Annotated in this window: 16 protein-coding genes and 3 pseudogenes; 7 read left to right on the top strand and 12 right to left on the bottom strand. The window is 57.6% G+C overall.

All coding sequences use genetic code 11. The features are described 5' to 3' along the window. Nucleotides 1–466: 466 nt before the first annotated feature. The 6 genes and pseudogenes from ACWTU8_RS30765 to ACWTU8_RS30740 all read right to left on the bottom strand — a co-directional run bounded on the left by ACWTU8_RS30765 (nt 467) and on the right by ACWTU8_RS30740 (nt 6,352). Nucleotides 467–654 (bottom strand): annotated as a pseudogene (locus ACWTU8_RS30765) (transposase). 192 nt (nt 655–846) lie between these two features. Next, nucleotides 847–1,233 (bottom strand): annotated as a pseudogene (locus ACWTU8_RS30760) (transposase). Beyond that, nucleotides 1,219–1,380, bottom strand: a pseudogene (locus ACWTU8_RS30755) (IS256 family transposase); the annotation flags it as partial. The pseudogenes ACWTU8_RS30755 and ACWTU8_RS30760, both read right to left, overlap by 15 nt. 777 nt (nt 1,381–2,157) lie before the next feature. Continuing rightward, nucleotides 2,158–3,312 (bottom strand): mandelate racemase/muconate lactonizing enzyme family protein, encoded by a 1,155-nt coding sequence (locus tag ACWTU8_RS30750; RefSeq protein ID WP_455851102.1) that lies wholly within the window; start codon nt 3,310–3,312, stop codon nt 2,158–2,160. Nucleotides 3,313–3,412: 100 nt separating this feature from the next. Beyond that, nucleotides 3,413–4,525 carry a mandelate racemase/muconate lactonizing enzyme family protein gene (locus ACWTU8_RS30745; protein WP_455851101.1) on the bottom strand — a complete coding sequence of 371 codons (1,113 nt, stop codon included), beginning with the start codon at nt 4,523–4,525 and terminating at the stop codon, nt 3,413–3,415. A gap of 174 nt (nt 4,526–4,699) precedes the next feature. Next, entirely contained in the window at nt 4,700–6,352 is a 1,653-nt protein-coding gene (locus ACWTU8_RS30740) for an ABC transporter substrate-binding protein (RefSeq protein WP_455851100.1), read from the bottom strand. Between the two features lie 118 nt (nt 6,353–6,470). On the opposite strand from ACWTU8_RS30740, the gene ACWTU8_RS30735 reads away from it, so the two are divergent. From ACWTU8_RS30735 to ACWTU8_RS30725, 3 genes are read left to right on the top strand one after another with little or no spacing between them, the layout of a single operon-like run. Next, nucleotides 6,471–7,427, top strand: coding sequence for an ABC transporter permease (locus ACWTU8_RS30735; RefSeq protein ID WP_455851099.1), 957 nt, complete (start codon nt 6,471–6,473; stop codon nt 7,425–7,427). Further along, nucleotides 7,424–8,341, top strand: coding sequence for an ABC transporter permease (locus ACWTU8_RS30730; RefSeq protein ID WP_455851098.1), 918 nt, complete (start codon nt 7,424–7,426; stop codon nt 8,339–8,341). The genes ACWTU8_RS30735 and ACWTU8_RS30730 overlap by 4 nt, the downstream gene beginning before the upstream one ends. Next, nucleotides 8,331–9,986, top strand: a complete 1,656-nt coding sequence (locus ACWTU8_RS30725; RefSeq protein ID WP_455851097.1) for an ABC transporter ATP-binding protein — start codon at nt 8,331–8,333, stop codon at nt 9,984–9,986. The genes ACWTU8_RS30730 and ACWTU8_RS30725 overlap by 11 nt, the downstream gene beginning before the upstream one ends. A 68-nt stretch (nt 9,987–10,054) precedes the next feature. Here ACWTU8_RS30725 and ACWTU8_RS30720 read toward each other — a convergent pair whose 3' ends face one another. Genes ACWTU8_RS30720 through ACWTU8_RS30695 form a run of 6 tightly spaced genes read right to left on the bottom strand, consistent with a single transcriptional unit; the run spans nt 10,055 to nt 16,113 of the window. Further along, nucleotides 10,055–11,158, bottom strand: a complete 1,104-nt coding sequence (locus ACWTU8_RS30720; protein ID WP_455851096.1) for an alcohol dehydrogenase family protein — start codon at nt 11,156–11,158, stop codon at nt 10,055–10,057. Between the two features lie 16 nt (nt 11,159–11,174). Further along, on the bottom strand, nt 11,175–12,281 hold the full coding sequence (locus tag ACWTU8_RS30715; protein WP_455851095.1) for a mandelate racemase/muconate lactonizing enzyme family protein: 1,107 nt from the start codon (nt 12,279–12,281) through the stop codon (nt 11,175–11,177). Next, the gene (locus ACWTU8_RS30710; RefSeq protein ID WP_455851094.1) at nt 12,278–12,658 is read right to left on the bottom strand and encodes a carboxymuconolactone decarboxylase family protein; all 381 of its coding nucleotides are present in this window, start codon (nt 12,656–12,658) and stop codon (nt 12,278–12,280) included. Before ACWTU8_RS30710 ends, ACWTU8_RS30715 begins: the two co-directional genes overlap by 4 nt. After that, nucleotides 12,655–14,124, bottom strand: coding sequence for an aldehyde dehydrogenase family protein (locus tag ACWTU8_RS30705; protein WP_455851093.1), 1,470 nt, complete (start codon nt 14,122–14,124; stop codon nt 12,655–12,657). Before ACWTU8_RS30705 ends, ACWTU8_RS30710 begins: the two co-directional genes overlap by 4 nt. After that, nucleotides 14,117–15,220 carry an aromatic ring-hydroxylating oxygenase subunit alpha gene (locus ACWTU8_RS30700; protein WP_455851092.1) on the bottom strand — a complete coding sequence of 368 codons (1,104 nt, stop codon included), beginning with the start codon at nt 15,218–15,220 and terminating at the stop codon, nt 14,117–14,119. The genes ACWTU8_RS30705 and ACWTU8_RS30700 overlap by 8 nt, the downstream gene beginning before the upstream one ends. Further along, entirely contained in the window at nt 15,217–16,113 is an 897-nt protein-coding gene (locus ACWTU8_RS30695) for a MurR/RpiR family transcriptional regulator (protein ID WP_455851091.1), read from the bottom strand. Before ACWTU8_RS30695 ends, ACWTU8_RS30700 begins: the two co-directional genes overlap by 4 nt. A gap of 70 nt (nt 16,114–16,183) precedes the next feature. On the opposite strand from ACWTU8_RS30695, the gene ACWTU8_RS30690 reads away from it, so the two are divergent. From ACWTU8_RS30690 to ACWTU8_RS30675, 4 genes are read left to right on the top strand one after another with little or no spacing between them, the layout of a single operon-like run. Then, entirely contained in the window at nt 16,184–18,661 is a 2,478-nt protein-coding gene (locus ACWTU8_RS30690) for an FAD-dependent oxidoreductase (RefSeq protein WP_455851090.1), read from the top strand. After that, the gene (locus ACWTU8_RS30685; RefSeq protein WP_455851089.1) at nt 18,654–19,952 is read left to right on the top strand and encodes an aspartate aminotransferase family protein; all 1,299 of its coding nucleotides are present in this window, start codon (nt 18,654–18,656) and stop codon (nt 19,950–19,952) included. The genes ACWTU8_RS30690 and ACWTU8_RS30685 overlap by 8 nt, the downstream gene beginning before the upstream one ends. Before the next feature lie 23 nt (nt 19,953–19,975). Further along, complete coding sequence (locus tag ACWTU8_RS30680) at nt 19,976–21,214, top strand: NAD(P)/FAD-dependent oxidoreductase (RefSeq protein WP_455851088.1); 1,239 nt, start codon at nt 19,976–19,978, stop codon at nt 21,212–21,214. A gap of 19 nt (nt 21,215–21,233) precedes the next feature. Then, on the top strand, nt 21,234–21,983 hold the full coding sequence (locus ACWTU8_RS30675; protein ID WP_455851087.1) for an electron transfer flavoprotein subunit beta/FixA family protein: 750 nt from the start codon (nt 21,234–21,236) through the stop codon (nt 21,981–21,983). Nucleotides 21,984–22,003 lie beyond the last annotated feature (20 nt).

Below are 22,003 nucleotides of genomic sequence, written 5' to 3'. Positions count from 1 at the left end.
AATTGTGCTTGTATAACGTCTCATCAACGCGCACCTTTGCTAGGCAAGCCGGGATGTTCGGATCGCTGCTATCTTGCACTGGCACCCACCATCACAACATTTCCCGAAGCGGCGGGTACGTTCCTCAAGCGGTCTTCAGCTGCGACAGGAGAACAAGTGTACGCTAATAATAGATGATATGGTACGATTGTACCCTTGTCAACCCGGTGGGCGTTCGAGGCGATCGCCGTTGGCGGCCTGAGGTCCAATTGGCGCGAGGCAGTGCGTCCAAGCTTCCCGTCTATCGACGATCCAAGTGACATTAGCGGACAGCTTTATAGCGTCGCCTCCACGGATCCTGTCCCTGGGGCTGGTGTACCTGACGACTTGGTCGCCGTGCTGTCCGGCATTGGCCGGGTTGATCAGCGCGCCACGGCTGCCAAGCTGATCAAAGGATCATCGCTCATCTGCGACATCCTTTTCAGTGTCATGTATCTTGGCGCTGGGCGGCCCATTCGTCGTTCTGTTCGAGCAGTAGGGCGCCGAGGAGGGGGGTGATGGCATCCTCGTTGGGAAAAATGCGAACGACCTCGGTGCGCCGCTTAATCTTCCGTTGAGGCGCGCGATCGGGTTGGTGCTGTGAAGCTTGGCGCGATGCTCCTTCGGGAAGGTCATGTAGGCCAGCACATCCGGCTCGCCTCGTCCAAGCGACGGCGCGCCATTAACTGCTTGCTGCTTCTGGCGTCTCCTGGGCGACGTTGCGCATGAAGTGGACGCCGGCACCTCTGCCATGTCGCGCTGAGCCACCTTGGGGGCGACGGCCTTGAGGCCCTCATGGACGTCGGAGAGCTTGATGCTGCGCAAGCCCTAGCGCGGCGGCAGGAACTCCGTCCAGATCGGCTCGGCCGCCGAGGTGCCTATCTCCGTGCCCAGCACCTCGCGTCCTCCATCCGTGTTGACGCCGACGGCGACAATGACGGCGACCGAGACGTTACGCCCGCCGCGACCCGCCTTTCAGATATGTGTCATCGATCCACAGGTATGGCACGCCTTCGATCAGCCGCTCAAGAAAGCCTTCACCTTGCCGTCGATCATCTCACACAGCCGCGAGACCTGGCTCTTGGAGATGCCGCTCATGCCCATGGCTTTGACCAGGTCGTCGACCGAGCGGGTCGAGATGCCTGGATACTTCCTGGCTCGACGGTGCCGGCCCTCGTCTCCCGATCCGCTCGCGTAGCGTTGAGCTGGCCGCAACGGGTTCTTCTCGCCATAGGCGGCCCCGGTGGCCGCTCCCACTTCGATCTCCATCAGACGCTCGGCGCAAGCCGATCATCTCACGCAAGACTCGCCGTCGGGTGTCTTCTCCACGAGCACGCGCAGGTTCATCATGTCGTCGGTCATCGGTAGTCCTTCCGGTCAAAGGCTGGTGTCGCAACCAGGACCCTACGGAAAGCGCCGATGACCACCGCCAAGCTGCTCGCTCGCTTCAGCGCTATCGAGGGTGCGCTCGCGAGCAGATTTTTGCTGCCGTCGAGTTGCACCACATGCGAGGACACGACCCCTCCACGGTGGTGAAGTGGCTTCGTTAAGTCCGTCTCAGCATGAGACAGGCCCGCCTCCGGACGGTCGCCGCGTCAACTCCATGGTTCGACGCCGCACTCGCATAACTTCGTCCGGCAAAAATATCTGTCGGTAGCCGAGCGCGTGAAAGTAGCAGTGTCTGGAGTGTAAACCCCCGAAGGTTGTGTCCAACTTCCGGGGGTCAGTTCAAGTCGCCCGCCGTTGATCGAGACGGATGTGGCCGCTCAAACGAGATGCTTTCGTTTGGAAGACGGTCAGGAGCGCATCAAAGGCCGGCTTGGCTTATGCAGAGCGCGCTGACAATGCAGCGTAAGCCTTGGCGGTATCGGCCTTCTCAGAACCAACGAAGAGCCTAGTCCGCCTTGAAGTGTTCATTGCCGTCGATGTGTTGGGCCGCTTTTACAAGCTTGAAGCGCGGGTGAGAACAGCTGCGGCATGGCGGGAATACCTTCCCAAAGACACATGTGACTTCGTGTTGTTGGGTATGGTTTTTGTCGTGCATGACTTCATAGATACCCGAGTGCGGAACCTTGTCGCCCGGTTTGAAAATATCACCAATCTTACCACGATTCTCTCCAGTTCTAAGCACCAGTATTGCTACCGGGGATAATCATGTGTGTAAAGTGCAGGATCAGATGAGGTCCTGGGATTTCCGAACGTAGCAACAGGTTCGCCAAGACTATCCCAATCTGGCTGAACGCCGAGACCCGGGCTGTCAGAGGCAAATAGCTTTCCATTCTTTGTGGCAGGAGGTGGAACCCCTGTGCTCTCGTTGTTGTAGTTATGCAAGTCTGTTGTGTTGATGAGAAAGTCTTCTGGCGTCGAGGCAGCAAAGTGTGATACCACCGCTGTGGTGATCTCGCCCCCCCAGCTATCTTCGGCGACAATCGGAATCCTATTGTCGATCAGGAGATCTCGCATTCGTCGCGCCTTGGATAGTCCGCCTTGCTTAGCAACCTTGAGGCACACGATTTCCGCAGCCCGGTCCGCTATTACTCGCTGGACCATATCCATACCCGTGATGCATTCGTCCAGCTTGATGGGTAGATCAACTTTTCGCCTTACCTGGAGACATTCTTCATATGTTTGACAAGGCTGCTCCATGATGTAGTCGAGATCGCGGGTAGCCCGACCGACCTGGAGGGCTTCGTCGACTCGCCAACCCTGGTTGGCATCTGCGAAGGCCTTTTCACCGGGCAACAGATTCGGTACGGTTGATCGGATGCGTTCGATGTCTTCGACCCAGTTTGCGCCTACTTTGATTTGAAACTGTCGATATCCGCTGTCCCTCAGAATATCCATCTCAGCGACCATTTCTTGCGGCGATTTCTGAGGAGCCACCTTGTATAGGGGCGCGCCGTCAGTATGCTTTCCGCCAAGGAGCATCCATACTGGTTGTCCAACCGCCTTTCCAAGAATATCCCAGCACGCTGCATCAAAAGGCGCCTTTGCGTAGCCGTGGCCACGGATAGTGTTATCCATGATGCGTTCGATCACCGAAACCTGTCTTGGGTCTTGGCCTAACAATGCTGGCGCGAGCAAGCGCGCTGCCGCTTCCGTCCCTTCACCGTGGGCTTCCATATAATTTTCGCCGCAAGGGCAAAACTCGCCAGCGCCAATAATCCCTGCGTCAGTCCCGATTACAACAACGGTGGATCGGGCGATTGAGATGGCATTGCCGCGACCCCAACGGTAAGTTCCCCCAACATAGCTGAGATCTTTTCGATAAATTCCGACTGATGTGATTTTCATCTTTGGGTCTCCCGATGATTTGGTATCCAACTCTCTGCGTCCTCTACGGTTGGACCTGCGAGAATGGCGATTGCTTCAGCTTCGATGTGGGCGACGTTGATTAAAGCGCCAAGTCGATGACGGCCACGGGCTGGCCAAGCGCTCCGGCATCCGGGTTTACGCCTATCCCTGCGCCCTCCGGCGCCGCGATGCGGCCGTTGCGGCGCAGCGGTGCGCTAGAGTCGAGGCGAGGGGCGACGTATCCCGACAGATCGCAAGTGTTCAAGAGTCGACTGGCAGGAGTTGAGGCCGCGAGATGCAGTAGGGCTCCAGTCGTTATGTCTGATCCCCAAACATCCTCAATGCACATCTTAGGCCCGAGGTGCAGGCACAAATCACGAAGCCTGCGAAGTGCGCTGAGACCGCCGGACTTGGAGAGCTTCAGGGCAACTGCGTCCATGCATCCAAGGTGGTAAGCGTGAAGAAGCGACGCAGTGTCGTAGGCATTCTCGTCGATCTTCATCAGCAGGCCCGTCGCGGCCCGAACCGCGGCACATTCTTCAAGCGTGGAGCATGGCTGCTCCAGCATGATGTCGAATGACGCTACGGACTTCCCCACCCGCGTCGCGTCCAGCCGGGACGCTCCACAATTCCAGTCTCCGTAAATCAAGGGTCCTTCTCCAACAGCCTCTCGAACGAGGCGAAGTCGAGCAACGTCGGTTTCCCAGTTATTGTCACTGCCAAGTTTGACCTGAAACTGAGCTATTCCTTCGCCCTGTGCCTCTTGCGCAATTCGGGCCATCTCCTGAGGCTCGATGCATGTGATTGAATGGTACAACGGCATGTCGGCCGCTTGGCGCCCTCCCAGCAGCGCATAGAGAGGCAGCTGGGCGGCTCTTCCAGTAATGTCCCACAGAGCCAGGTCGAGGGCGGATTTTGCGTAAGGGTGCCCCTGTAGCCATGCGTCTACACGGCTCATAAGGGCCTCAGGACCCACGGGGCCAGAACCGATGAGGATCGGCGCAATATATTCGAGTGCGGGGCGAACACCCTCGCAATAGGCTGGGAGATAATGCGGAATGGGGCAAACCTCGCCCCAACCTGCGATACCTTGATCAGTATCAACACGCAAAACCACTGACGTGACGGTTTCACAGCTCTTTCCGCCGGACATGTGGTATGGCGTATGGCTTGCCAGTGATACCTCCCAAAGCGTCATTCGCGTGATCTTCATTTCTACCTCGCTGATGGCACGAACCCTGGAGCCAGGGTCATCACGACCCGCCACGGTCGAGTGACTGAAGGAAAGTCGCGCCCGTCCTGAGGCGCGACCCTGAGCCGCTGCGATCGCTTTGCGCAAAGCTGGCCTCGGTTCCCTCCAGCCAACTGCCACCAAGAGCGTCAGAAATTAAGCACCAAACCAGGCTCGCTCCGCCAAGCGGGAACCACCCATTGTGCGGACAAGGTCCGGTACAACTCCCTCAACCTTGGTGCTATATCCGTCCAGCGATGCAGGAAACGCAAAGATACAGTTGCCGCCTTCTTCGCTGCAAATGGCTTGCATTTCATGGTACATTTGAGTGCGCTTTTGGGCATCGCCTTCGATCCTTGCGCTTTGGAGCAATTGACTGAAGCGATCGTCACACCAGCGTGTCTCGTTCCAGGGTGCCTTGCATTGGAACGCGAGAGAAAACATCATGCCAGGTGTCGGTCGTACGCCCCAATAGGTCATGAAATAGGGGCGCTTCATCCATATGTTCGACCAATAACCATCATCAGGCTCGCGCTTCACCGATAGGTTGATCCCAGCGGCATTTGCTTGTTCACGCATCAGAACGGCAGAGTCGACCGCACCGGAGAAGGCTGCGTCGGCAGCTGAGAGCTCAATGTCAAGCTGAGTTAGACCAGCCTGCTTCAAATGCCACTTGGCTTTGTCGGGGTCATAGTGGTGCTGCTTTAGCTCCTTGTTGAAGAAGGGGTCATTGCTTGCAATGGGCTGATCATTGCCAACTTCGGCAAAGCCCGAAAACACGCTCGCCACCAACGCATCGCGATCCACAGCGAATTTTATCGCCTGGCGAATGTTGTTGTCCGAGTACGGTTTGTTCGTCACGTCCATACCGCTTGCAACATACGTGCCGCCCACAGTTTCTATGATTTTCAGATTGGCGTTTCTTTTGACGAGTTGGACAATCTTGGGCTCTATGCGATCAGCAGCATCGACCGACCCGGTCGTAAGGGCATTAGCGCGTGCAGCAGCATCGTTTATGAAGGTAAACACAACGGCGTCGAACCATGCCCTGTCGGCTTTCCAATAGTTAGGATTTCGATGAGCTGAAAGCGACACTCCAGGCTGGAATTTGTCGAGGATGTAGGGCCCGGTCCCGACAAACGTAGTCCAGTCGTTGAAACCTTCCGGTACAATCTGCAAATGAAAGTCAGCAAGGATGACGGGGATGTCTCTGTCACCTTGCCCATGCTCGACTATAACGTCGTGATCGCCGTCGGCTCGGATGTCCGTTATCCCTTCTAATAGGCCTTTGGCTGCCGATTTAGAATCCGCGGCCGTATGCCGCTTCAGCGAATAGACCACGTCGGCTGCGGTGAGTTTTTTGCCGTTGGTAAATTCGACGTCTTTCCGCAGTTTGAACGTCCATTTTTTAGCATCCTTGCTCGCGTCCCAACTTTCGGCGAGTTCTGGAATAGGGCTTTTATCCGGTGTCAATTCGACGAGGTTGTTTCCGAACAGCCAGCCGGTTGCATAGTGAGAGTCGGAGAGGTAGGTCATCGGATCAAGGCTATCGCCCGTTCCCCCTTGGGAGTATCCGACACGGAGCGTTCCCCCGCGCTTCGGCGCCGCCGCCGCAGCCCCGGCGTTGCGGACGCCCGGAATGCCTGCGGTGGCCGCCATCAGGCCCGCACCTGCGATGAGCAGGCTGCGCCGCGTGAGATCCCAAGATTTCGAAGAACCATCCTTCATAGGTACTCTCCCATTTTGCCCCGTACGTTGCCAGGCCGCTTTCTGAGGCTCCCGAAAGCTGCCCTCGTCATAGGCTGCCATGCCGAATTTCTTAGCTCGATCCGGCTGTGGACTTTCCTGATTGATGAGGGTACGATTGTTTTATTGGAGTGTCCATACAAAAACGATTGTGTCACGACTCTGGTCAGAAAGGCCCCTCATGGGCAGCATTTCGGTGTTGATCATCAAGCGCTTAGCGCTCGGCCTGTTCGTTCTTTGGATTGTGTCACTGATCATCTTTCTGGGCGTTTCGCTCCTTCCTGGGGACGTCGCCAGCGAGATGCTGGGCCAATCGGCGCTGCCTGAGACGGTCGCGGCATTCAGGCGTGAATTGGGACTCGATTTGCCCCTCCACATTCGATATCTGCGATGGCTAGGCGGCCTTCTGGCCGGCGACCTAGGGCATTCGCTTGCCAATGGGCGCCCCATCACAGAGTTGATATCGGAACGGCTGGGCAACACTCTGTTTCTCGCCGGTGTGGCAGCCTGTCTTGCAGTGCCTGTCTCGGTGTTGCTGGGACTACTCACGGCGCTCTACAGGGGGAGCCTGTTTGATCGCGTTGCGAATGTCGTGACGTTGACCTGGATCTCGTTCCCCGAGTTCTTCGTCGCCTATATCCTGATCATGTTTCTGTCAGTTCACCTTGGCTGGTTCCCAAGTCTGTCGGCCGTGCGGGAGGGCGATAGCTTGATACACGCCGTGTATTTGGTGACGCTCCCGGCTGTTACCCTCACGCTTGTGGTCGCCGCGCATATGCTGCGTATGACGCGAGCGGCTGTGATCAGCGTGCTGGGTAGCCCTTACATCGAAATGGCTAAGCTCAAGGGAGTTGCTCGGCGACGGATCATATTCTGGCACGCGTTGCCGAACGCGCTCGCTCCCATCATCAATGTCGTCGTGATCGATATGGCCTATCTGATCGTGGGGGTCGTCGTCGTCGAGGTCGTCTTCGTCTATCCCGGTCTCGGGCAGCTTATGATCGATTCCGTGCAGCGGCGTGACGTGCCTGTGGTTCAAGCTTGCAGCCTGATCTTTGCGGCTACGTACGTGCTTTTGAACATGATCGCCGATGTGCTGTCGATCGCTACGAACCCGAGGCTTTTGTATCGAAAATGACCGACAAGGTAACACCCCGTTTTTTGCCCGGCCTCGAGCGCGGTGCCGGACATTCGCTTAGGCGAAGCCCCCTAGCATTCAGTGCCGCCGTCCTGAAGCAAATTGCTGACGCCTCCTGGAGCGCTCGACTAGGTCTCGCGATTGTCGTACTCTATGTGCTCATCGCCTTGTTCGCTCCGGTAATAGCTCCGTACGGCGAGAGCCAAGTGGTCGGCGCTCAGTTTGATCCCTGGAGCACACACAATCTGCTCGGAACCGACGGGCTTGGCCGTGATATGCTCACACGCCTGATCTACGGCGCTCGGAACACGGTCGGCATAGCATTTGTTACGACGGTCCTGGCGTTCCTGCTGGGCGGCAGCGTTGGCATTTTCGCGGCTGCTATCGGCGGTTGGATTGACCAGGCGCTAGCACGCCTTGTCGATGTCCTGATGGCCATCCCACAACTGATCTTCGCGTTGTTATTGCTTACTCTCTTAGGCACGTCCGTGCTTTCCTTAATCAGCATCATTGCGGTTCTTGATGCTACGCGGGTTTTTCGGCTGGCAAGGGCCGCCGCAATGAACGTTGTGGTCATGGATTTCGTCGAAATCGCAAATCTACGGGGGGAGGGCTATGGTTGGATCCTTCGCCGCGAAATCCTGCCGAATATCCTGCCGCCACTGATGGCCGAATTTGGACTTCGCTTCTGCTTCGTCTTCCTGCTGATCAGTTCGTTGTCGTTTTTGGGAATCGGTTTGCAACCCCCAACAGCAGACTGGGGTTCGATGGTCAGGGACAACGCCATCCTTATTACCTACGGCGATATAACGCCGCTCTTGCCGGCTGCCGCGATCGCCATTCTGACCGTAGGCGTGAATTTTCTCGTAGACTGGTTTTTGCACAAGGCGAACGGGATCCACGATGGACAATGAAAGTGGCCGGGGAGCCGGAGACGAACTCCTCCTCGATGTTCAAGGGCTACGCATAGAGGGGCGGGGCGATGCGGGTCGCATCGAGATCGTGAAAGGAATAGACCTCTCCCTGAAGCGCGGAGAAGTACTTGGGCTCATAGGGGAGTCCGGGGCCGGGAAGTCGACAATCGGCCTGGCTGCACTCGGATACGCCCGGGCAGGGTGCAAGATCATCTCCGGACAGATAAGTTTCAGCGGAAAGGATCTGCGCAGACTTACCGAGGAAGAACTAAGACGGCTACGCGGCGATCGCATCGCATATGTAGCGCAGTCGGCTGCCGCAGCCTTTAACCCCGCACATCGCATCATCGACCAGCATGTCGAAGTAGCAGCCGAGCACGGCATTGGGGACCTCAAAGCTGTCCGTGCGGAAGCAATGGTTCTGTACGAGAAGCTCCGGCTGCTTGAAAACATTGGCGACCGCTTTCCGCACCAGGTTTCTGGAGGGCAGCTTCAGCGCGCCATGGTAGCGATGGCATTGGCTTGCAAGCCGGACTTAATCGTTTTCGATGAGCCGACGACGGCGTTGGACGTGACAACGCAAATTGAGGTCCTTGCCGCTATCAAGGACGTCGTTCGCGATTTTCGCACCGCTGCTATTTACATAACGCATGATCTTGCCGTGGTGTCGCAACTGGCCGACAGGATCATGGTGCTACGGTACGGCGAGTTGGTCGAAGAGGGCGACACCACTCAAATTCTGACGCGCCCTACGATGGAATATACCCGACAGTTGCTTGCCAGAGGTTTTCCTAAACCAGAGAAGGCCAGCAGTTCTCACGAAATCCTGACCGTCAGCAACATCAGTGCTTCCTATGGCTCGGTCGAGGTTCTCGATGACGTCAGCCTGTCGGTTGGCGAGGGCACGACCGTTGCAATCGTGGGAGAGTCGGGTTCGGGAAAATCCACTCTGGCGCGTGTGGTTACAGGATTGCTGCCTTGTAGCAGCGGGACGCTGTTGTTCAACGGACGGCATCTCAACCCAACACTTCGCGGCCGCGACGACGAAATACGCCGACGGATCCAGCTAATTCACCAAACTCCGGACACTTCATTGAATCCACGTCAGCGAGTAAGCGAAATCATTGGGCGTCCGCTGAGCTTCTATGGTGGGCTCGATAGCCGCAATTGTCTCACCCGTACAGCCGAGCTCCTCGACCAGATCGAGCTCGATGAAACCTACCTCGATCGGTTTCCCGGTGAGCTTTCTGGCGGCCAAAAGCAGCGCGTGTGTATTGCCAGAGCGTTGGCGGCAGAGCCGCACCTCATCATCTGCGATGAGGTGACCTCTGCCCTCGACCAATCTGTAGCCAAGGGCATCCTGACGCTGCTGACGCGGCTACAGAAGGAGCTGCGGGTGTCCTATCTGTTTATCACTCACGATCTTGCAACCGTCGAGGCGATCGCAGACGAGGTCGTGGTCATGCGGAAAGGACGGATCGTAGAGCAAGGTCCCAAGGAGCGGATCTTCAGACCTCCACATCATCCATACGTCGAATTGTTACTCACCTCAGTTCCTCAGATGAACCTCGGCTGGCTTGATTCCATTCGGCAAGCTCGAAAGCTTTCCGTCGAGACGCCAGGCTTGGGAAAGGAGGCTGTGTAAGCGCGGGTTAAAGGCCTGCCATTTGGTTCAGCGCAAGCTTGAGGTGTGGCAGGCTTCTGTGTGTCCGCTCACATAGTGACAACAATGTTCCCAACGTGGCGCTTTTCCATGAAGGCCTGTTGGGCCTTGGCGAGATCTGGCAGCGCGTATTCGGCAGCAAGAAGAGGTCTCAGCAAGCCCCGCTCGATGAGATCTACCAGTCGCCTTGCCGTCCCTGGCGGCACTATTGTGGCGCCGGTCAGTTGCAGATCCTTATAAATCAGCGTCCGCAGGTCAAAATCGACAACAGGTCCTGAAATTGCACCGGATGACGAATAGCGGCCCCCCTGACGTAATGCAGTCACGAGGTGAGAAAACGTTCTGCCTCCAACCACGTCGAGCGCGACGTCGACCATGCCTTCAGCCGCATTTTGAATTGCTTCCGCCAATTCGGGGGTTTCCCGATCAAGAACGATGTCAGCCCCAAGATCCCTCAACAAGTCGATCTTGGCCTGCGAAGCAATCGCTATGATCCGCGCTCCGCGCAGGCGGCATAGCTGTATGGCTGCGGAACCCACGCCGCCTGAAGCGCCGGCAATCACGACCGTTTCACCTGGCTTCACCCCGGTACGCGCAACCAAATTCTCGGCCGTGGTATAGGCACAAGGGAATGTCGCGATTTGAGCGTCGGACAATTCGCAAGTTATGCGTAGCGCATTTTGTGCCCGGACCGTCGTATATTCGGCAAACCCTCCATTGCATTCAGATCCGAAGTAGATTGCCCGCGACAGGTTCATCCAATCTCCGGTGTCGAGAAGCCAAGGATCGACCATGACCCTTTCGCCAATGCGAGCGGCGTTCACGCCATCACCGACGCCGACGATTTTACCCGCCACATCGGCGCCTTGAATAAGCGGAAACCTGATCGCCGAACTTCCCCAACTTCCGATCTCGGCTTGGGCTTGGGTAAAGCCGGCACTGCCCGTTAGGGGCGTGATGCCGTCGGTTACCTGTTTCGAGTACCAGGCGGTGCGAGTATTGATGTCGGTGTTGTTGAGCCCGCATGCTCCCACCTCAATCAAAACTTCGCCGGCCCCGGGGGTTGGAACCGGCCAGTCTTCCCGGTATTCGAGTTTGTCCAGACCACCGTGACCGGTCAGGATCACAGCACGCATAGATGCCTTGGGGCTCACAAGCTGCTCCTCATACCTATGCGAACACGGACACGGGATCGCCGAGTATTCCGCCGTCCGGCGTGACCCCGAGACCGGGTTCGGAAGGAGGGGTTGCAAAACCGTCAATATTTCTGGCCCCCTGTCCGGGAACCGGGTCGACAGCGAGGTGATGGTGGCAGAGCCAACTCGCCAATCGATTTGCTTTTGGAGTCGACGAAGCCAAATGTATGGCAGCCGTGTCCGCCAGCGCAGACCCGCCGAGATCCTCTAAATGCATTTGCCATCCCACGGAAACGCCAAAGTCCCTGATTTGCTTGGCCTTCGTCAAGCCGCCGACTCTATTTGGCTTCACCTTGACGCCTTCACAGGCGCCGAGCTTCCAGGCATCGAGATGGTCTTGGAACGTGTGGAGGCACTCGTCCAGCATGATGGGCTGTTTTACTCTCTGGGCCACCTGCGCACATTGCGAAAGCGTCTCGCATGGTTGCTCCACCCAGCCGCGCAACGAGACGTTGTTCAGGACCTGCACCGCCACGGATGGCAGCCAGGCGCGATTCACGTCGTAAGTAACGGTTTCATCGGGCCGCAAAGCCGCTTCGATCGCTTCGATCCGCGACATGTCGACGACAGGATCACTCCCGCCGACCTTTGCGGAATGTGTTCTATAGCCTTGTGTGTAAGCCTCGCGAATAAGGGCGATCATTTCCTCATTCGACCCGGTCGAAATCGATGAATTCACTGGGACCGGATCCGCCTTGTCAGCTCCCATCAAACGCCAAAGCGGCAAGCCACTGGCTTTGCCAAGAATGTCCCAGCACGCGATATCCACTGCCGATTTGACATAGAGATGTCCCGGAAGCGCGACGTCCATAGTTTGATTGATTGAATTGAGAGCGCAGGGATCTTGTCCCAACAAGGAGGGTGCCAGCGTCGCGATACCGGCCCGGATGCCGGGGCCGTGCGCGGGCAGATACGTATTTCCCCAGGGACAGCCTTCGCCCCACCCGAACAATCCTTCGTCCGTCTCGATCTTCACGAAGGTGCTGTCGAGGCCTTCAAACTTGAGCCGCCCACCGGAAAGCCAGTAGGGTTTGGTCAGTGGAAGATCGACCTGAAACAGTGAAATGCGAACGATTTTCATAGGATCCCACGTTCCTCAAAGACTTTTTTGGCAGCGCGAAAACATTCCAGCGCCTGGGGTACACCGCAGTAGATCCCGACGGAATGGATTGCGGCTCGGATCTCTTCCTTGGAGGCTCCATTGTTCAGGGCTCCGCGGCAATGGACCTCCCATTCGTGCATTTTGCCGAGGGCGCCCAACATCGCTAAATTCATCAGGGACCGCGTCTTGGGATCAATGGCATCGTCTCCCCAGCCAAACCCCCAGCACCACGCTGTCATCGCCTCCTGAAAAGGCCGCGTGAAATCGTCGGCCGCGGCGAGGTTCTTCTCGACGTATTCGGCGCCCAAAGTCGCCTTTCGCCTGGCCAGACCGACATCGAACAAATCCTGTTTCAAGCGACAACCTCCTGCGATTTCAATGCGATTGCGATGTTCTTGGTTTGTAAATAATTCCAGAGCGCCTCACGTCCCTTTTCGCGGCCGTAGCCAGACTTTCCGTACCCGCCGAACGGGGTTTCGACGCCGCCCGCATACCATTCGTTGACGAAAATCTGACCCGCGCGCAGACGCGCAGCGGCTTTCATGGCCCGGTCGATGTCCTTGGTGAAAATGCCCGCGACCAAGCCGTAGTCGGTTCCGTTGGCGATACTGAGGGCATCCTGCTCGGTTCTGAACCTCAAGATGGACAGCACCGGCCCGAAGACCTCTTCTCGCGCAATCGACATCTCTGGCGTTAGGCGGTCGAACACAGTTGGCTCGAGGAAATAGCCGGCTCGATTGAGCTTGCGACCGCCAGTGACAGCCCGGGCTCCTTGCTGTTCCGCTTCGCGGCACATGGCTTCGGCGCGGTCGCGCTGCCGCTCCGATATCATCGCCCCCATATTGGGGCCGAAATCCGCTCTTTCCTCGCCCGGTCCTGTCGAAATGGAGCGCGCCATGTCCGCCACGCGCTCGACGACTTCATCGTGGATATCTTCGTGGACGATCAGGCGCGACATCGCGGAGCAAACCTGACCCGCATTGAAGAAAATGCCCCAGCGCACTGACGAGACCAAGCTATCCAAATCGGCATCGGACCAGGCGATTGCTGCCGATTTTCCTCCCAGCTCCAGCACGCACGGCACGACGTTCTTGGCAGCTGCGGAAGCGATACTCACGCCAGTTGGCACGGAGCCGGTAAAGACAATCTGATTGACATCAGGATGCGCGGCAAGCGCGGCACCGGCATCTCGACCAAGTCCGCAGATCACACTGACGGCGCCTTTGGGCAATCCTGCATGTTCGGCGGCTTCTGCAATAAAGGTAGTTGTCAGCGGATCGAGCTCAGGCGTCTTTACCACGCATGCATTGCCGGCGGTCAAAGCGGCCGACAGCGAGCGGGCGGTCATTTCAAGCGGATAGTTCCACGGAATGACATGCGCCGACACGCCATAAGGCTCATATGTCGTGAAATCATAGTACCGCTCGCCGAGGGGTATCGAGCGACCCTCGATCGTCTCCGCCTGGTTTCCGTAATACTCAAAATATCGAGCAGCACCTTCAACTTCGAGCTGCGCCTCCCAAAGCGGCTTGCCAGCCTCGCGGCAGAGCACGTAGGCTATGCGCTCGATGTTGGCGAGAAGATAGCCACCCATTGCCCTGACCATTCGGCCACGGCTTACCGGGCGCATAGCTGTAAGTGCACGGGAGTCGTGGCAGGCCCGAGCCGCTTCGACCGCGCGGCTAACGTCGCCTTGATCCGCAAGCGCCTGCTCAGCAAGCGGGCGGCCCGTTGCTGGGTCGTCGACCGTCAGCCTGCCCGCGCCACCGTCTACCCAAGCCCCATTGATATAGTTCTGCCAATAGCTCTTGATCTCAGACATCGACGGCATCACGCATCCATTGTTGCAGGACGCGTACCGAATGCTCGGAGTTCACGCCGCATTTGGGGTCAATCACCAGCGGTCCCGGATGATAGCCGCGATTTCGCAGCCCGCGCTGGACCGCTTCGACGATGTGGATATCTTCTTCGACCGTTGTCGCTCGGTCCTGTATGGCAAGTTTTGCGATGACTTCAGAATCTGAGCCATCGACAGTATACCAGCCTCGCCAGACGACTACTTCATCTACACTCTTGATGCGCCAGTGGTAGGTATTGAGAACGTTTCCGGGATAGACCTGGAATGAAAACGTCGGCCATAAAAACCACGATGAGTATTCTCCGGCTCTCCGATTGGAATGAAGGTCGATCGGGTAGCTCATTTTTTCGAGATTCTGGCATTCTGTTGTGTGTCTTAAACAATATCCCTGTGGCTGGATGTCGTATGTCTCTGGTTTGATAACGCCGGTCGCGAAGGTTTTGTGGTTTAGGGAGCAATGATAGCATTCGGAGTAATTCTCAATTGAAACTTTCCAGTTGCACTTCTCTGGAATCTCAACCCATTCAACAGGCTTGAGCTTTTCAATGTGCGGAACAAACTCGCGAAGCTCTTCTCGCACTCGCGGGAACCAGTCGTCCATCGGCTTGGCGTCGGGATCGAGATTGACGAAAATGAAACCGCAAAAAAGCTCGGTTCGGACCGAGCTGAGGCAAATCGCACTCCGGTCAAATCCGGGCACCGCGTTGACATTTGGCCCGCCGCGCAGGTTGCCAGTAAGTTCATATGTCCAGGCATGATAGGGGCAAACCAGGAGCTTGGCGTTCCCGCTGCCTTTCACCAACTCATGTGCACGATGCTGGCATACATTGTAAAATGCGCGGATCTCTCCTTCCCTGTCGCGAACACAGAACAAGCTCTGGCCAGCGATCTCGAAGGTGAAATAGTCGCCTGGTTTTTCGAGAAGCGATGAATGCCCGGCGAAATGCCATGTCTTGGCAAGGAGCTCTTCCTCTTCCTTGGCGAATATCGCCGGATCGGTGTAGTAGCGCGCTTCCAATGAACGCAGGGGAGCAGGAGGCGGCACGCTTGGCGCGTTCATTTTGTGTCTTCCTTCCAATAGATACCGAATTCGTGACGGCGTTGATGGAACCGCTCAATGTTGCTGATCACGTCAGGCTGTGCTTCGGCGACGACAAAAGCCATGATCGTTTCGAACAACGCGGTGAGCGCGACCGTCGAGGGGAAGAACTGCGGCGTTTCGGTAGGCACCACAAAACGTCGGTCGGCTCTGACAAGAATTGGCGAGGCTGGGCTGTCGGAGATGCCAATCACCTCGATGCCCTGCGCACGCGCAAGCTCAACCCCCTCCACAACCTCGCGTCTGTAGGGCTTGAATGTCATCGCGATCAGAAGATCGCCCTTTTCCATACGAGCCAGATCATCGACAGGAAGCGAACCGTTCCTGGGAATAGCGACGATGCTGCTGCCAGCCATGCTTGCGAGATAGGCGAAGTTGCTGGCGATAGCGTTGGCAAAACCAACGCCAAGAACGTAGGTGACGCGAGCCTTGACGATCGCATCGGCGACCTCTTTCAATGCCGTGGCGCTCGTTTCAGAAAACAATCCCTCGATGTTTTCGATCGACGCGGACGCCATCTCCGCATAGAGGCTGGACAGCTTGCCTCCCTTTGAGAGCGACTGCAGCCAACGCGCGCGATCAGGGAAATCTTCGCGCCCGCGGATGACCTGTTCGCGAAAGGGCTTGCGGAAATCCTCGTAGCCGTCGAAGCCCAATGCACGCGCCATTCGGACAAGCGTATTCGGCTTTACCTCTGCGCCCTGCGCCATCGTCCTGATCGAGGTGATGCTGACCAGGTTGGCATTCTCAAGAACGTGAGCAGCCGCCTTCTGCAACTCCGGCGTGAACGTCGCGAGTCGGCTCGTGAGTTCATTCAGGACCTCGGGGGCTGAGTTCATTGATGGTACATTCATTTGCTTCCTCATTGACAAGAGTACAATCGTTCGATAGCCCTGTCAAAGGCTGTTTATCGGAGACGAGAAAATGACTGTATCCCACGCTCGAGTGGTCATCATAGGGGGCGGCATCATGGGCTGCGGCCTCGCGTATCACCTCGCGCATGAGGGCTGGACTGATATCGTGCTGCTCGAAAAATCCGAACTAACCTCCGGGTCGACGTGGCATGCGGCTGGCCAGATTACCCATTCGACTTCCAGTTTTTCCCTCGGGAAATGTGTCGGCTACAACATCGATCTCTATTCCAAAGTGCTCGAGAAGGAGACTGGCCAGTCCGTGACGTGGCACGGTTGCGGGTCATTCAGGCTGGCTTACACCGATGACGAACTGGATTGGCTTCGCCAGACTTTGAGCGTGGGCAAAGCGCTCGGCTTCCCCATGGAGCTGGCCGGGCCGGAACAGATAAGAAAACTTCATCCCTTCTATAATCTCCAGGGCGTCAAGGCGGCGCTCTATACGCCCGATGACGGCCACGTTGATCCGGCTGGCGCTACGACTGCTCTCGCGCAAGGCGCGCGGCAGCTTGGTGCCAAGATTATCCGCCAGTGCCGGGCAACGGACGTGAAGCCTGGCCTGAACGGCGAGTGGCGTGTGTTCACCGAACAGGGCGAGATCGTCTGCGAGCACGTTGTGAACGCCGGTGGAACCTATGCTCGACAGGTAGGCGAATGGGTCGGCCTGGACGTACCGACCACCTCGATGACGCACCACTATCTGATTACCGACACCGTTCCAGAATTCCTTACGCTGGAAAAGGAGCTGCCGGTGGTGCGAGATGACCGCCTGGTCTCCGGGTACATCCGTATGGAGCAGAAGTCCGGCCTCATCGGTATTTACGAAAAGGCTAATCCGAACGCAGTCTGGACCGATGGCTGCCCCTGGGACGCGGAGCATGAGCTATTCGAACCAGACTACGATCGCATCATGCCGTGGCTCGAGAATGCCATGGGACGCATGCCGGTCCTATCTCAACTTGGCATCAAACGAGCCGTCCACGGGGCGATCTCGCACCCGCCGGACGGCAATCCGCTGATTGGCCCTGCACCGGGACTTAAGAACTTCTGGCTGAACTGTGGCTGCCAGATCGGCATTGGGTGGGGGCCGGGTTTGACGCGGGAGCTGGCACGGTGGATGGTGGATGGCGCTGCCGACATCAACATGCGCGATTATGATCCGCGTCGCTTCGGCAAGTTCGCGAACCAGGACTATCAGGTGACCAAGGCGAAAGAGGATTACCTGCTTCGCCACGAAATACCGTTCCCGCACCTAAACAGACACGCAGGTCGGCCAGTCAAGCCGAGCGCCCTTTATGACCGCCTCAAGGACAAGGGCGCGGTGTTTGAGGAAGTGTATGGCTGGGAGCGGCCACGCTGGTTCGCGAAAGCCGATCTCGAGCAGCGTGATTGCTATTCCTTCCGTCGACCCGCCTGGTTCTCGGCCGTGCAGCAAGAGGTTAATGCGGTTCGTGAGCACGCCGGCATCATGGACATTTCCGCTTTCTCCAAGGTCCAGGTTTCAGGACCTGGGGCAGCGGCTTTCATCGATCGGCTTATTCCAAATCGACTTCCGTCGAAGCCGGGGCGCATTGCACTGACGCACTTGCTGCATGACAGCGGGCGCATCGAACTGGAAACGACGGTGGTCCGTTTCACTGCCGATCGTTTCTATTTCACTTGCGCGGCCTTCTTCGAGCAACGTTTGCTGGACTATCTGACTTTTGCCAAAACCCCAGACGACGCCGTGGTCATCACCAATCTGTCGGATACTTGGGGCGCTTTGGCGCTCAACGGTCCGTGCTCGCGCGAAATCCTAGGTCCGAATACTGATGCGCCTCTAACGAACGCTGCGTTTCCATGGCTTACGGCCCAGGAGATTATCGTGGCCGGCGAGAAGGTTTGGGCGTTCCGGATGTCCTATGCCGGCGAGCTCGGCTGGGAATTCCATGGACCAAGGGAAGGCCTGCCGGCAATTTATGATGCCTTGCACGAGGCCGGTGATCCGCTAGGCCTGATCGACTACGGGTCGTTCGCGATGAATGTCATGCGTCTTGAGAAGATGTTCAAAGGCGCCGGCGAACTCACCAACGAAGTCATACTGCCCGAAGCAGACGTCATGCGCTTCGTCAAACTGGATAAGCCGGACTTCAAGGGCAGGAAAGCGACCCAGGGTGCATCGGAGAAGCCCCCTAAATGGATTTGCGCCTACCTCCAGATCGACGCCGATGGCGTTGCCGATGGGAACGGAGGCGAAGCGATTTTACAGGATGGCCGTCAAGTTGGCTCGGTCACGTCGATTGCCTACTCGCCTTCGGTAGGCAAGATCCTCGCCTTTGCATATGTGGCTCCGGAGGTTGCCGGCCCGGGAACGAAACTCGAAGTCACGATTATGGGTGAGCTCCGGAAAGCGGAGATTTTGACGAAGCCAGCATTCGATCCGGAGAACATTCGCCCACGAACCGACGCGGAAAACGCCGGCGCAAGCAAGAAGGTTGCGGCAAATGCTTAACACCTCCGCAGAGAAGTTGAGGCCCGCCCAGAAGGAGTGGGCCGACCGGGCACAGGCCGTGCTGCCTGGCGGCGGATTTGGAAACTTCGATCCGTCGATCGTCATACGCGAGGGTCACGGGGCTCACGTGTGGGACGAGAACGGCAAGGAGTACGTCGACTACCTCATTGGCTCGGGGCCAATGATACTTGGCCATGACAATCCAGAAGTCGTGGAAGCAATCCGTGAGCAGGCGGGTAGGGGGCTCACCTTCTTCGCCAGCAACAAGCACGGGATCGAACTTGCCGAGACCATCTGCGAAGCTGTTCCCTGCGCGGAAAAGCTTCGTTTCGTCTCAACCGGAGGCGAAGCGGATATGTATGCAATGCGCCTCGCTCGGGCGCACACGGGGCGCGATAAAATCCTGAAATTCGAAGGCGGGTATCACGGCATGTCTTCGGAGGCGCTTATCAGCGTGTTTCCAGACAGGCTCGAAAACTATCCCAATGGCATTCCAGATTCCGCTGGGATCTCCGAGAAAGTGCGTGACGGCGTTTTCGTTGCTCCGTTCAACGACGCCGAATTTGTCCGACAGTTCCTTGCCGAGCATGGCTCCAAAATCGCAGGCATCATTGTTGAGCCGCTCCAGCGACTGATCCCGCCGGTGCCTGGGTTCCTTGAGACGCTGCGTGAGGAAAGCTCCAAGTGGGGCATCGTCCTTATATTCGACGAAGTCGTCACGGGATTTCGGTTGGCGTACGGCGGAGCGCAGGAGCGCTACGGAGTGGTGCCGGACCTATGCGCGTTGGGGAAGATCATTGGAGGAGGTTTGCCGCTCGCTGCCATTGCAGGCAAGTCCGACATCATGGCGCATTTCGACAAAGGCGCCGTTGGTAAGGACGGCTTCACCCTCCAAATCGGAACTCTGAGCGGTAACCCGCTCGCCGCGGTCGCCGGCCTAAAGACACTTGAGATTCTGAAGCGCCCAGAGAGCTACGCGCGCCTGCGTGGGAATGGCGAAGCCGTGATGGGGATGCTCAGGGATGCACTAAGCGGAACCGGCATTGCCTATCAAATCGTCGGCGATCCGGTCCTTTTTGACGTCGTGTTCACGGGGCAGACAGTTCGATCCTATCAAGACGTGGCAAAAGGCGATGCTGCAGTGGCAGGCAAGTTCAATGCGACCCTGCGTGAGCGCGGCATCTTCAAATCACCGGGCAAGATCTATTCTTCGCTTGCCCTCACGGACAGTGATCTTTCGTGGACGAAGGAAGCGATAACTCACGCTGCCAAGCATCTGCTGGCCAACTGAAGTCAAGCGCCTTCGAGGAACCGATGCAGGACGATGTCGTCATAGTTGGCGGCGGCCAGGCCGCGTTGTCGTGCGCAGTGCGTCTTCACGAGGCGGGGTATTCAGGTGTCGTCACAATTGTAGGCGACGAGCCTTGGCTGCCATACCAGCGCCCGCCGCTCTCAAAGGCATACTTGCTCGGCCAGACCACGGCCGATCGGCTGCAATTTCGCCCGAAAGAGTTTTACGAGAAAGCGGGCATTGAGTTGCGAGTTGGGCATCGTGTCATAAAGATCTGTCCCGACGAGCGTCGCGTCAGACTGGAGAGCGGTGACAACCTTCCTTATGGCAAGCTCGTTTTGGCCACTGGTTCGCGTGCCCGCACCTTGCCGGAGACCATGACACGTGGCCTCGACGGCATCTTCACGCTGAGAAGCCTCAAGGATGCCGATAATCTTCGCGAATCCTTGCCCGCGGCGAAGCGCATCGTGGTTATTGGCGGTGGTTACGTTGGGTTGGAGGTAGCATCGATCGCTGCCGGTAAAGGACATGCAGTCACAATCGTCGAAATGGCGGGCCGCATTCTCAATCGTGTCGCGGGCGTTCCGACCGCTCATGCGATCAGCGAACTGCACCGCGGCCATGATGTGAAACTCGTTACCAACGCAACGTTGCAGGGCTTCTTGGATCATGGTGGGCGAGTGGCCGGAGTCTCGTTGAGCGATGGGACCGAGATAGAGGCAGATATGGCCCTCGTTGCTATCGGAGGGGTCGCGAATGCGGATCTCGCGGCCGATGCTGGGCTCGTTGTTGCGAATGGCATCGTGGTCGACGATTTTTGCCAGACGTCCGCTCCGGACATCTATGCAGCTGGCGACTGCGCGGTCTTTCCCTTCGCCGGCCGCTCGATCCGACTGGAATCTGTGCAGAATGCCGTCGAGCAAGGCGTTGCAGTTGCAAACGCTATACTGGGTAAGCCGGTCGAATACGACCCTGTCCCCTGGTTCTGGAGTGACCAGTACGACATCAAACTGCAGACTGCAGGGCTCCCGCTCGACTATGACGAAATTGTCTCGCTTGGCAGCAGGAAGGGGAACGGTTCTGCCTTCTGGTATTTCCGCAGCGGCTTTGCCGTGGCCGTCGACACCATGAACGACGCAAAGACCCACATGGCGGCCAGACGGCTTTTCGGAGCACGCGTGAAACTACAGCGCGAAGTGCTCGTCGCACCAGATTTCGACCTTGTGCAGTACGCTAGAACCGCCACCGCGGCGAGATCTTGACTCAATTAGGAAAGACGCAATGAAGATCCTTGTGCCCGTGAAGCGGGTTGTGGATGCGAATGTGAAGGTTCGTGTGAAAGCTGACGGTTCGGCGGTGGAACTCGCCAACTTCAAGATGGCGATGAACCCGTTCGACGAGATCGCGGTCGAAGAGGCGATCCGGCTGAAGGAGGCCGGCAAGGCGGAAGAGATCATCGTTGTCTCGATCGGGCCGCAGCAGGCGCAAGAGACCTTGCGCACCGCCCTCGCGATGGGCGCCGACCGCGCCATCCTGGTCAAGACCGACGAGCAGACGGAGCCGCTGGGTGTCGCCAAGGTGCTGAAGGGCGTGGTCGAGGCGGAAAAGCCCGGTCTCGTCATTCTCGGCAAGCAGGCGATCGACGACGATTCAAACCAGACTGGCCAGATGCTGGCCGCACTTCTCGGCTGGGCGCAAGGCACTTTCGCTTCCAAGGTCGTTATCGATGGCGACAACGCCAAGGTGACGCGCGAGGTTGACGGCGGCCTGCAGACGGTGGAGCTGAAGATGCCGGCGATTGTCACCGCGGATCTTCGCCTCAACCAGCCGCGCTATGCCTCGCTGCCCAACATCATGAAAGCCAAGAAGAAGCCGCTCGACGAGAAGAGCCCGGCCGACTACGGCGCCGACGTCAAGCCGCGGCTGAAGGTGATCAAGACCGAGGAGCCGGGCGGCCGCAAGGCGGGCGTCAAGGTCAAGAGCGTCGCCGAATTGATCGACAAGCTCAAGAACGAAGCCGGCGTGCTGTAAGGCTGCGAAGGGACAAAAAA

It is taken from the genome of Mesorhizobium sp. BHbdii, assembly GCF_053848045.1.
Note: the sequence above shows the minus strand (reverse complement) of the source record. Positions and strands in the feature narration are given on the sequence as shown.

Bases quoted from the DNA above. Each gene is read 5' to 3' on its own strand.
- ACWTU8_RS30750 (WP_455851102.1), bottom strand. From the start codon at position 3,312: ATGAAAATCACATCAGTCGGAATTTATCGAAAAGATCTCAGCTATGTT.
- ACWTU8_RS30745 (WP_455851101.1), bottom strand. From the start codon at position 4,525: ATGAAGATCACGCGAATGACGCTTTGGGAGGTATCACTGGCAAGCCAT.
- ACWTU8_RS30740 (WP_455851100.1), bottom strand. From the start codon at position 6,352: ATGGCAGCCTATGACGAGGGCAGCTTTCGGGAGCCTCAGAAAGCGGCC.
- ACWTU8_RS30735 (WP_455851099.1), top strand. From the start codon at position 6,471: ATGGGCAGCATTTCGGTGTTGATCATCAAGCGCTTAGCGCTCGGCCTG.
- ACWTU8_RS30730 (WP_455851098.1), top strand. From the start codon at position 7,424: ATGACCGACAAGGTAACACCCCGTTTTTTGCCCGGCCTCGAGCGCGGT.
- ACWTU8_RS30725 (WP_455851097.1), top strand. From the start codon at position 8,331: ATGGACAATGAAAGTGGCCGGGGAGCCGGAGACGAACTCCTCCTCGAT.
- ACWTU8_RS30715 (WP_455851095.1), bottom strand. From the start codon at position 12,281: ATGAAAATCGTTCGCATTTCACTGTTTCAGGTCGATCTTCCACTGACC.
- ACWTU8_RS30705 (WP_455851093.1), bottom strand. From the start codon at position 14,124: ATGTCTGAGATCAAGAGCTATTGGCAGAACTATATCAATGGGGCTTGG.
- ACWTU8_RS30700 (WP_455851092.1), bottom strand. From the start codon at position 15,220: ATGAACGCGCCAAGCGTGCCGCCTCCTGCTCCCCTGCGTTCATTGGAA.
- ACWTU8_RS30695 (WP_455851091.1), bottom strand. From the start codon at position 16,113: ATGAATGTACCATCAATGAACTCAGCCCCCGAGGTCCTGAATGAACTC.
- ACWTU8_RS30690 (WP_455851090.1), top strand. From the start codon at position 16,184: ATGACTGTATCCCACGCTCGAGTGGTCATCATAGGGGGCGGCATCATG.
- ACWTU8_RS30685 (WP_455851089.1), top strand. From the start codon at position 18,654: ATGCTTAACACCTCCGCAGAGAAGTTGAGGCCCGCCCAGAAGGAGTGG.
- ACWTU8_RS30680 (WP_455851088.1), top strand. From the start codon at position 19,976: ATGCAGGACGATGTCGTCATAGTTGGCGGCGGCCAGGCCGCGTTGTCG.
- ACWTU8_RS30675 (WP_455851087.1), top strand. From the start codon at position 21,234: ATGAAGATCCTTGTGCCCGTGAAGCGGGTTGTGGATGCGAATGTGAAG.